We start from the raw sequence: 8,924 nt of genomic DNA on the forward strand, positions 1-8,924 counted from the left end.
ACTGACTGCTCTCCAACCCAGAAGCGAACGCCTCCGTAATACGCCCCCTCTCCGCCACCGACCCCGCCTCCGCCAACGCCCCCGGCAGGGAACTCCCCGCGAACCGCGAACTCAGCACCGCGCCAAGCACCGCAACCCCCAGCCCCTGTCCAAGCTCCCCCACCGTCCCGTTGATCCCCGCCCCGACACCGGCCTTCTCCGGCGGAATCGAGCTCAAGATCGCGTGCGCCATCGCCGGACTGGCCACCGCGGCCCCCGTACCGACGAGCAGCAGGCCCAGCAACGTACCCGCGTAACCGCCGGAGGCGACCGTCGCGATAGAGACGAGCCCGCCCGCCATCAGCGCCATGCCCAGCCCGATGGCAAGCGGCGTGCCGAGCTTCGCCGCCCATTTCGCGGACACCCCGGTGAAGTTGAGGGCCACGATCGCGAGCGCGAGCGGTGCCGTACGCAGCCCGGCCTCCAGGGGGCCGTAGCCGAGCACGAACTGCATGTGCTGGGTGAGCAGGAAGAGCGACCCGCCCATCCCGAAGCTGATCAGCATCGCGCCCGCGACCGCTCCGGTGAACCGCCGGTTCCTGAAGAACTGCATGTCGAGCATGGGGTACGGGACCCGGCTCTCCCAGTACGCGAAGGCGCCCAGCACCACGACCGCGACGGTGCCCGGCACCAGCACACGGCCGGATGTCCAGCCGTGCCCGGGCCCGGAGATGATCGCGAACACGAGCGAGGACATACCTACCGTGGAGAGCACCGCGCCGAGGATGTCCGGGCGGTCGCCGGTGGGGTTCTTCGACTCGGGTACGAGGGCCACGACCGCCACCAGCCCCAGCGCCGCGACCGGGATGTTGACGAGGAAGATCGCGCCCCACCAGAAGTGGTTCAGCATGAAGCCGCCGAGCAGCGGGCCGGTGGCGAACCCGAGCGAGTTGACCGCGGCCCAGATGCCGATGGCCTTCGGCTGCTGCTCGGGCGTGAAGATCTGCATGGCCACGGCGAGAGTGGTCGTCATCAGCAGCGCGCCGCCGACGCCCATTCCGGCGCGCGCCGCGATCAACTGGCCGGTGCTGTCCGCCAGTCCGGCGGTCAGCGAGCCCACGCCGAACAGGGCGAGGCCCGCGATGAGCATCTTCTTGCGGCCGTAGCGGTCGGCCGCGCTCCCGGCGGTGAGCAGCAGGCCCGCCTGGACGAGCGAGTACGCGTTGATCATCCACTGGATGTCGGCGGTGCGGGCGCCCAACTCCCGGGTGAGGGAGGGGATCGCGACGTTCAGGACGGTGTTGTCGAGCAGCACGGTGAGCTGCGCGAGACAGATGACGCCGAGGATCAGCCAGCGTTGGGGATGGCCCTGGGCGGGCGGGGACTCAAGGTGGTTCACCTGAGGGGACGTAGACATGTTGTACACCGTAGAAGAGTTCCTATACGGCGTACAACGAATAATGAGACGGTGGGCCCGGAGCGCTCCCGCTCCGAACCCACCGCCTTGAAAAACCGGCCGTCAGCTACTGCCCGCTGGCTGCGTCAGGTCGTAGAAGGTGGCCGAACCCACCGTCACCTTCTTGAAGTTGCTCTCGATCCACGAGCTGATCTGGGACGAGGTGCTTGCCGTACTGCCGCTGCCGCCGCCGCCCATGCGCCCGCCGCCGGAGCCGCCGAAGCCCCTGGAGCCGCTGGAGATGAAGTAGTGGATCCTGCCGTCCGCCACGTACTTCTTGAACTCGGCCAACGTCGGGGACGGGTCGGTGCCGTTGAAGCCGCCGATCGCCATCACCGGGGCGCCGGTGGAGAGTTGGTAGCTCGCCGCGTTCTGGGCACCGATGGCCGCCGCCGCCCAGGTGTACCGACTGGCGTCCTTCTCCAGGAGGGCCTTGGCCGCGCTGCTGACACCGGCGCCGTTGAGCAGCCCGCCCATGCCACCACCGCCACCGATACCGCCCATGCCACCGCCCATACCGCCGCCGGCACCGAACCGACCGCCGGGGCCGCCCTGCTGCTGGTTGCCCGGGAAGCCACCGGTACCGCCACCGGGGAAGCCACCGGGGAAGCGGCCAGTGCCGCCACCGGGAAAGCCACCGGCCCGGAGCCGGCCCATGCCGCCGCGACCGCCCCGTACGGACGGACCCGCCGTGACGATCGAGCCGGTGTGCCCCTCGCCGAGGGTGGTGAGGGAGTACGCGACCGGACCCGCCAGCGCCGCGACGAAGCTCAACCCAACGACAGCGAGCGCCAGTTGATGCCCCAGCCGGTTGACGAAGATGAGCCCCAGCGCGGCCACCAGCCCGCCCACCAGCACCAGCCACTTCAGCCAGGGCAGGTAGTCGGAGGAACGGTGGAGAAGGACGTACCCCCAGACCGCGGTGGCCGTCATGGCACCCGCGAGCGTCAGCGACGCCCACACCCTGGCCCGCTCCTGCCAGAGCAGAGCCGCGCCCATGCCGACCAGCGGCGCGAGGTAGGGGGCGAGGGCGACGGTGTAGTAGTCGTGGAAGATGCCCTGCATAAAGCTGAAGATCACCATGGTGATCATCAGCGAGCCGCCCCAGAGGAGCAGCGCGGCGCGGGCGCTGTCGGTGCGCCCGATCTTGCGGCCGGCCCAGAGCGCCGCGACGAGCAGGATCAGCGCGGCCGGGATCAGCCAGGAGATCTGGCCGCCGCTGGTGGAGCTGAACATCCGGTCCCAGCCGGACTCGCCCCACATTCCGGTGCCGCCGCCGCGCCCACCGCCGCCGACGCTGCCGGTCTCATCGCCGTTGATCCGGCCAAGTCCGTTGTAGCCGAAGGTCAGTTCAAGGAAGGAGTTGTGCTGCGAGCCGCCGATGTAGGGGCGCGAGGACGCCGGCCACAGCTCGACGATCGCGACCCACCACCCACCCGCGACGACCATCGCGAGCCCGGCGGCCAGTACCTGTCCGATGCGCCTGCGGACACCTGTCGGCGCGCAGACCACGTACACCAGGGCCAGCACCGGCAGGATCAGGAAGGCCTGGAGCGTCTTGACGAGGAAGGCGAAACCGATCGCCGTACCCGCCCAGAGCAGCCACTTCGTCTCGGCCTTCGCCATGGCGCGCTGGGTGCAGTAGACGGCGACGGCCATCAGGAGCGCGAGGAGCGCGTCCGGGTTGTTGAAGCGGAACATCAGCGCGGCGACCGGCGTCAGCGCGAAGACCGCCATCGTGAGGAACCCGGCCATCGCGCTGAACCGGCGCCGCACGGACGCGTACAGCACCCCCGCCGTGGCGACGGCCATCAGAACCTGCGGGAACAGGATCGCGAAGGAGCCCAGGCCGAAGAGCCTGACCGACAGCGCCATCGGCCACAGGGAGGCCGGCGGCTTGTCGACGGTGATGGCGTTGGAGGCGTCGAGGGAGCCGAAGAAGAACGCCTTCCAGGACTGGCTGCCGGCCTGAACGGCCGCCGAGTAGAAGGAGTTGGCGTATCCGGAGGCCGTCAGGTTGTACGTGTACAGCGCGCCGATCACCAGCAGCGCGGCCAGGAACGCGGGCCGCACCCACGGGTGATCCTCGGGCCGACCTCGCCACAGTCCGCGTACGAAGGGCGGGTTGGGCTCACCGAGCGAGGGAGCTGACTCAGCTTTCCCAATACCTGCCTTTTGCGGTACGGGTGTTGATTCCAGGGGAGGGTTCGAGGGGCTCGCAACCCCCGGTTCCGGGCTGGTCGTCCGGTCGGAGTGAGTGGTCATCGCGGGTTCCTCGGATCCTGGTTGTCGTGCGGGCGCACCGGCTGAAACGCCGAGATGGCGTACGCCTGGTGGACGGACGGGGTCGGCTCATCGGTCTGATCCGGGAACACCCAGGCCCTGAAGAGCAGGAACCGCAGCACCGTCGCCGCGAGGTTGGCGACGATGAGCACCGCCAGTTCCGCGGAGTGGCTGGGGTCGCTGGTCGCCACGCCGAGGGCGGCGAGCGAGCCGCTGGTGAGGGCGAGCCCGATGCCGAAGACGACCAGCCCCTGCGCCTGGTGACGCACCGCCCCGCCCCGGCCGCGCACCCCGAAGGTCAGGCGCCGGTTGGCCGCGGTGTTCGCGACGGCGGAGACCAGCAGCGCGAGCGCGTTGGCGATCTGCGAGCCGGCGAAACCCCGGAAGGCGCTGTAGAGCAGCAGGTAGAAGAGGGTCGACAGCCCGCCGACCACACAGAACCCGACGAGCTGACGGGCCAGCCCCTTCGGTACGTCCTTGATGTCGCGGTCGCGCGGATCGTCACCGAACGGCCGGGCGAGCCGGTCCAACGGCAGCGAACCGCCGGCCAGGGCCTTACCCACGCGCCACACCCCCCGCAGGTCGTCGGTGGCCGTCCTGACGAGGCGGACGGTCGAGTCCGGGTCGTCGACCCAGTCGACCGGCACCTCGTGGATGCGCAGGCCCGCCCGCTCGGCGAGCACCAGCATCTCGGTGTCGAAGAACCAGCCGGTGTCCTCGATCAGCGGCAGCAGGATCTGGGCGACATCACGCCGGATGGCCTTGAATCCGCACTGCGCGTCCGTGAAGCGGGCCTGGAGCGAGCCGCGCAGAATCAGGTTGTACGTCCGGCTGATGAACTCCCGCTTGGCACCGCGCACGACGCGTGAGGAGCGGGCGAGCCGGGAACCGATCGCAAGGTCCGAGTGACCGGAGATCAGCGGTGCCACCAGCGGCAGCAGGGCATTCAGGTCGGTCGACAGGTCGACGTCCATGTAGGCGAGGATCGGCGCGTCGGAGGAGGACCACACGGTCCGCAGGGCCCGGCCGCGCCCCTTCTGGTCCAGCCGGAAGGAGCTGACCTCCGGTATCTCCGCCGCCATCCGCGCCGCCACCAGGGGAGTGGTGTCCGTGGACGCGTTGTCCGCGACCGTGATGCGGAACGCGTAGGGGAACGTGCGTTTGAGGTGCTCGTGCAGTCGGAGCACGCATGGCTGGAGGTCCCTCTCCTCGTTGTAGACGGGGATCACTACGTCCAGGACAGGCGCACCGGCTACCGAGGCCGGGAGATGCTCCCGCGCCGGCAGGGTGCCGGGAGAAGAGTCGGTTCGCATGGGACCGACTTTCGTCAGGCCCCCTGTCGCGCCCGTGTGCTGGCACTGTGCTGCGCCTGTGAGTCCGCGTGCCGGCCATACGGTTGCCGGTCGGCCGACCGCCGGTCGTCCGGTTGCATGTGGTCCAGCTGCCGGTCGTCCGCGTGCCGGTCGCCCGGCTGCCGGTTCTTTTCGGAGGCTTCGGAGGCGTCGGAGGCGGGAGCAGGCAGACGCACCGTGAAGACGGTCTGCCCGGGCACACTGTCGACGGTCACGGCACCGCCGTGCGCGGTCGCGACGGCCCGCACGATGGCGAGCCCGAGCCCGGTGGAGCCGGAGGAACCGGAGGAACCGGAGGAACCGGAGGAACCGGAGGAACGGGAGCGCGAGGAGTCGCCGCGCGCGAACCGCTCGAACACATGCGGCAACAGGTCGCCCGGGATGCCCTGCCCGTCGTCCTGCACGTCCACACACAGCCACGGCCCGCGCCGCCGCACGCGCGCCGTGACGGTCGTCCCGGGCGGGCTGTGCGTACGGGCGTTGGCCAGCAGGTTCACCAGGACCTGTTGTAGCCGGGCCGCGTCCGCCCACACCAGCGCGGGCTCGTCGGGCAGTTCGAGCCGCCAGTTGTGGTCCCGTCCGGCGGCGCGCGCGTCGCTGACGGTGTCGACGACGAGCGGTACGAGGTCGGTCCGGTCGAACTGGAGCGGCCGGCCCGCGTCGAGGCGGGCGAGCAGGAGGAGATCCTCGACGAGCAGCGTCATACGCCCCGCCTCCGACTCGATCCGCCCGAGCGCGTGCCGCGTGTCCGGCCCCGTCTCCTCCCCGCCACGTCTGGTCAGCTCGGCGTACCCGCGAATCGACGCCAGCGGCGTACGCAGCTCATGACTGGCGTCCGCGACGAACTGACGTACACGCGTCTCGCTCTGCTGGCGCGCGTGCAGGGCGCCGTGCACATGGTCGAGCATCCGGTTCAGGGCCGCGCCGACCTGGCCGACCTCGGTGTGCGGGTCGGTCTCGGACTCGGCGACGCGTTCGTCGAGGGTCACCTCGCCGGTGTGCAACGGGAGTTCGGAGACCCGGGTGGCGGTCGAGGCCACCCTGCGGAGGGGGCGCAGGGCCACCGAGACGAGTACGGAGCCCGCGATACCGGCGGCGACGAGACCGGCGCCGGTGACGCTGATCTCCACGAGGATCAGGGTGTTGACGGTCGTGGTGACGGAGTGGGTCGGCAGGGCGACGTAGTAGTTGCCCCGGTCGCCGGTGGTGTACTTGACGCGGTACTCGCCGAGCCCCGTGAGGGTGACGGTGTGCAGGCCGCTGTCGCGGGAGACGGCGGCCAGTTCGGCCCTCTGCGCCTGGTTCAGCGGGACGTCCTTCATGTTCGGGACGTCGCTGCTCGTGGAGGTGGAGGTCGACTCCATCTCGGCGATGACCGCGTGGGTGACACCGCCGTTCACATCGACACTGGCAGCGATGGTCTTCGCCTGCGTACCGCCCCGGGTGACGAAGTCCTGCAACCGCTTCTCCACGGAGGGGAAACCAACTCCCACTCCTGCGCCTGCTCCTGTAGCGGCCATCGTGGGAAAACTGCCGTACCCACCAGCCGGACGCTGCCCGTCGCCCTTCGGCGGACCACCGGCACGCTTGGCGGCCTCGGTGACCTGGCTGTCCAACTGCTTGTAGAGGTGCTGTTCGAGCGCGATGGCCGTCACCGTGCCGATCACGGCACACACCACAGCGATCAACGTGACCGCCGAAACGACGAGCCGCGTACGCAGAGTCCGCGGCTTACCCTGCCACCGCACCTTCCCCAAAAACTTCTGCAGCACCCTGCCCAGCCTGCCCAGCCTCTGCCGCCCGCCCGCTCTCCGCTTGTTGCTGCTCACAATGGCAGGGATCAGGCGGCGGGCTTGATCAGGTATCCGGCGCCGCGCCGGGTGTGGATCATCGGCTCGCGCCCGGCGTCGATCTTCCGCCGCAGGTAGGAGATGTACAGCTCGACGACGTTCGCCTGGCCGCCGAAGTCGTACGACCACACACGGTCGAGTATCTGCGCCTTGCTGAGCACGCGCCGCGGGTTACGCATCAGGAAGCGCAGCAGCTCGAACTCGGTCGCGGTGAGGTGGATGCCGTCCCCGGCCCGCGACACCTCGTGGCTGTCCTCGTCGAGGGTGAGGTCACCGACGACCAGCACGGACTCGGACCGCCGGTCGGCGGCACCGGCGCGCCGGATCAGGCCGCGCAGCCGCGCCACGACCTCCTCGAGGCTGAACGGCTTGGTGACATAGTCGTCGCCACCGGCGGTGAGGCCGGCGATCCGGTCCTCGACGGCGTCCTTCGCCGTCAGGAACAGCACGGGCACATCGGGCAGCTCGCGCCGCAGCATGCCGAGGACGGCGAGGCCGTCCATGTCGGGCAGCATCATGTCGAGCACGACGGCGTCGGGCCGGAACTCGCGCGCCGTCTGCACCGCACCCGTTCCGTCACCGGCGCTGCGTATCTGCCAGCCTTCGTAGCGAAGGGCCATGGAGAGCAGCTCGGTGATCGACAGCTCGTCGTCCACCACAAGCACACGGACGGGGCTCCCGTCCGGCCTCAGCAGTTCCGTACGCCCCTGGGGCGAGGTCGTGGTCATACCGGAAACCATGTCGCTGCCCTCTGAGAACAGGCTTTCCTGAACCTGTGATTTTCCTGAGAAACACACAAGCACCTCTCAGGCAGCCCCTGGGAATCCCCTCCGGGAGACCGGAAAGGTCAGGGTGAGCCCACCGTCAAGAAAGAGCGAACCCGATCCCAAGTCACGCACCCCACTCCCCTTACTCCCCTTCTCCTCCGCCGATTCGTCACCGCAGACCATCATCGCCCCCTCGCTGCATGACGTCCGTCCGAGCTCAGAACAACCCGTCCTGCACCCCCGCCGCCTCCTTGAACTCCCGCACGGGAACGGTCAGTCCCCCCTCCCCGACGGGCACCAGCCCCCACCCGGTCATCAGCCGTGTGTCCAGCACGACCACTCCGGCGCCCTGCTCCCCCTCGACCGCGAGATGCAGATCGGGCCCGGCCGCCGCCACCAGCTCGCCCCCGACGACACCGCCCGCCACCAACTCGCTCACGGCACCGACAGCCGGCGCCAGCCCCGTCAGCCCGAACGCCCCGACATGGTCGACGACTTGGCAGGACGCCCGCTCCAGGGACTCGGGCCAGCCGCCCAGCCCCACCGCCCGAGCGTGCAGTTCCTCGACCTCGACGGCCCGCTCAGCCGCCGTCCCCGGCAGCGCTGCCCGCACCGCCCGCTTGTCGGCGTACGGAATCCGGTCGGGGACCCCGAGCGCGGCGCGCAGCAACTCCTCCGTACGCCGCGCGGCCATCAGCGGGCCGACGCCCAGCCAGCTGAAGACGACGGCACCCTGTTCAAGCAGCCGCGCCGAGCCCCGCTCCAGCGCCGTGATGCCGACCTTGGTCATCCCGGGCCCGAACCACGCCAGATATACGTGATAGGGCCGCGGGTCGTCGGCGATCGTGTCGGCGGCGACCGAGTGCGCCCGGTCCAGCCGCGCGCACTCCTCGCACCGCGCCCCCGTACTCCGCCCCGACACTCCCGCCCGTATCGGACAGGCGTTTCCCCGCGCTCCCACACATGTCCGTACGCCCCCTTCCGTGACCCCGAAGGCCACCCTCTTCCCCCAGGTCAGCGCACTGTCGCGCCCACCGTCCCACCGCAGCACGGGACCATCCGCCGTCCACCGCAGCCCCGAACATCTCCACGCCTGTCCCATCCCTTGCGAGAGTACGGGGTACCACTGACAACGCCCCTTGCGACGACAAACCCCCAGCTCAGAGGCCCTACGGAGATCAGACGCGATCCGGAACGGCATCGGCGGCCGCGACGGCGACGGCCGTACCCCTCACCC

At 70.0% G+C, this 8,924-nt stretch carries 6 protein-coding genes; all 6 read right to left on the reverse strand.

The genetic code is table 11. The annotated features are described in order from the left end of the window. Nucleotides 1-1,396: MFS transporter (locus tag ADL01_RS13785; protein ID WP_053742267.1), on the reverse strand; the 1,396-nt coding region annotated here is incomplete at its 3' end. A gap of 102 nt (nucleotides 1,397-1,498) precedes the next feature. After that, nucleotides 1,499-3,700 (reverse strand): ArnT family glycosyltransferase, encoded by a 2,202-nt coding sequence (locus ADL01_RS13790; protein ID WP_053742264.1) that lies wholly within the window; start codon nucleotides 3,698-3,700, stop codon nucleotides 1,499-1,501. Further along, on the reverse strand, nucleotides 3,697-5,031 hold the full coding sequence (locus ADL01_RS13795) for a bifunctional glycosyltransferase family 2/GtrA family protein (RefSeq protein WP_053742265.1): 1,335 nt from the start codon (nucleotides 5,029-5,031) through the stop codon (nucleotides 3,697-3,699). The genes ADL01_RS13790 and ADL01_RS13795 overlap by 4 nt, the downstream gene beginning before the upstream one ends. Nucleotides 5,032-5,045: 14 nt before the next feature. Further along, nucleotides 5,046-6,746 carry an ATP-binding protein gene (locus ADL01_RS13800; RefSeq protein ID WP_420719716.1) on the reverse strand — a complete coding sequence of 567 codons (1,701 nt, stop codon included), beginning with the start codon at nucleotides 6,744-6,746 and terminating at the stop codon, nucleotides 5,046-5,048. Nucleotides 6,747-6,910: 164 nt separating this feature from the next. Then, nucleotides 6,911-7,648, reverse strand: a complete 738-nt coding sequence (locus tag ADL01_RS13805; protein ID WP_199834821.1) for a response regulator transcription factor — start codon at nucleotides 7,646-7,648, stop codon at nucleotides 6,911-6,913. A gap of 256 nt (nucleotides 7,649-7,904) precedes the next feature. Further along, nucleotides 7,905-8,789, reverse strand: a complete 885-nt coding sequence (locus ADL01_RS13810) for a DUF2797 domain-containing protein (protein ID WP_053742266.1) — start codon at nucleotides 8,787-8,789, stop codon at nucleotides 7,905-7,907. Nucleotides 8,790-8,924: the final 135 nt, after the last annotated feature.

The organism is Streptomyces sp. NRRL WC-3618 (genome assembly GCF_001280005.1).
Classification (GTDB): domain Bacteria; phylum Actinomycetota; class Actinomycetes; order Streptomycetales; family Streptomycetaceae; genus Streptomyces.

Bases quoted from the DNA above. Each gene is read 5' to 3' on its own strand.
- ADL01_RS13805 (WP_199834821.1), bottom strand. From the start codon at position 7,648: ATGACCACGACCTCGCCCCAGGGGCGTACGGAACTGCTGAGGCCGGAC.
- ADL01_RS13795 (WP_053742265.1), bottom strand. From the start codon at position 5,031: ATGCGAACCGACTCTTCTCCCGGCACCCTGCCGGCGCGGGAGCATCTC.
- ADL01_RS13790 (WP_053742264.1), bottom strand. From the start codon at position 3,700: ATGACCACTCACTCCGACCGGACGACCAGCCCGGAACCGGGGGTTGCG.
- ADL01_RS13810 (WP_053742266.1), bottom strand. From the start codon at position 8,789: ATGGGACAGGCGTGGAGATGTTCGGGGCTGCGGTGGACGGCGGATGGT.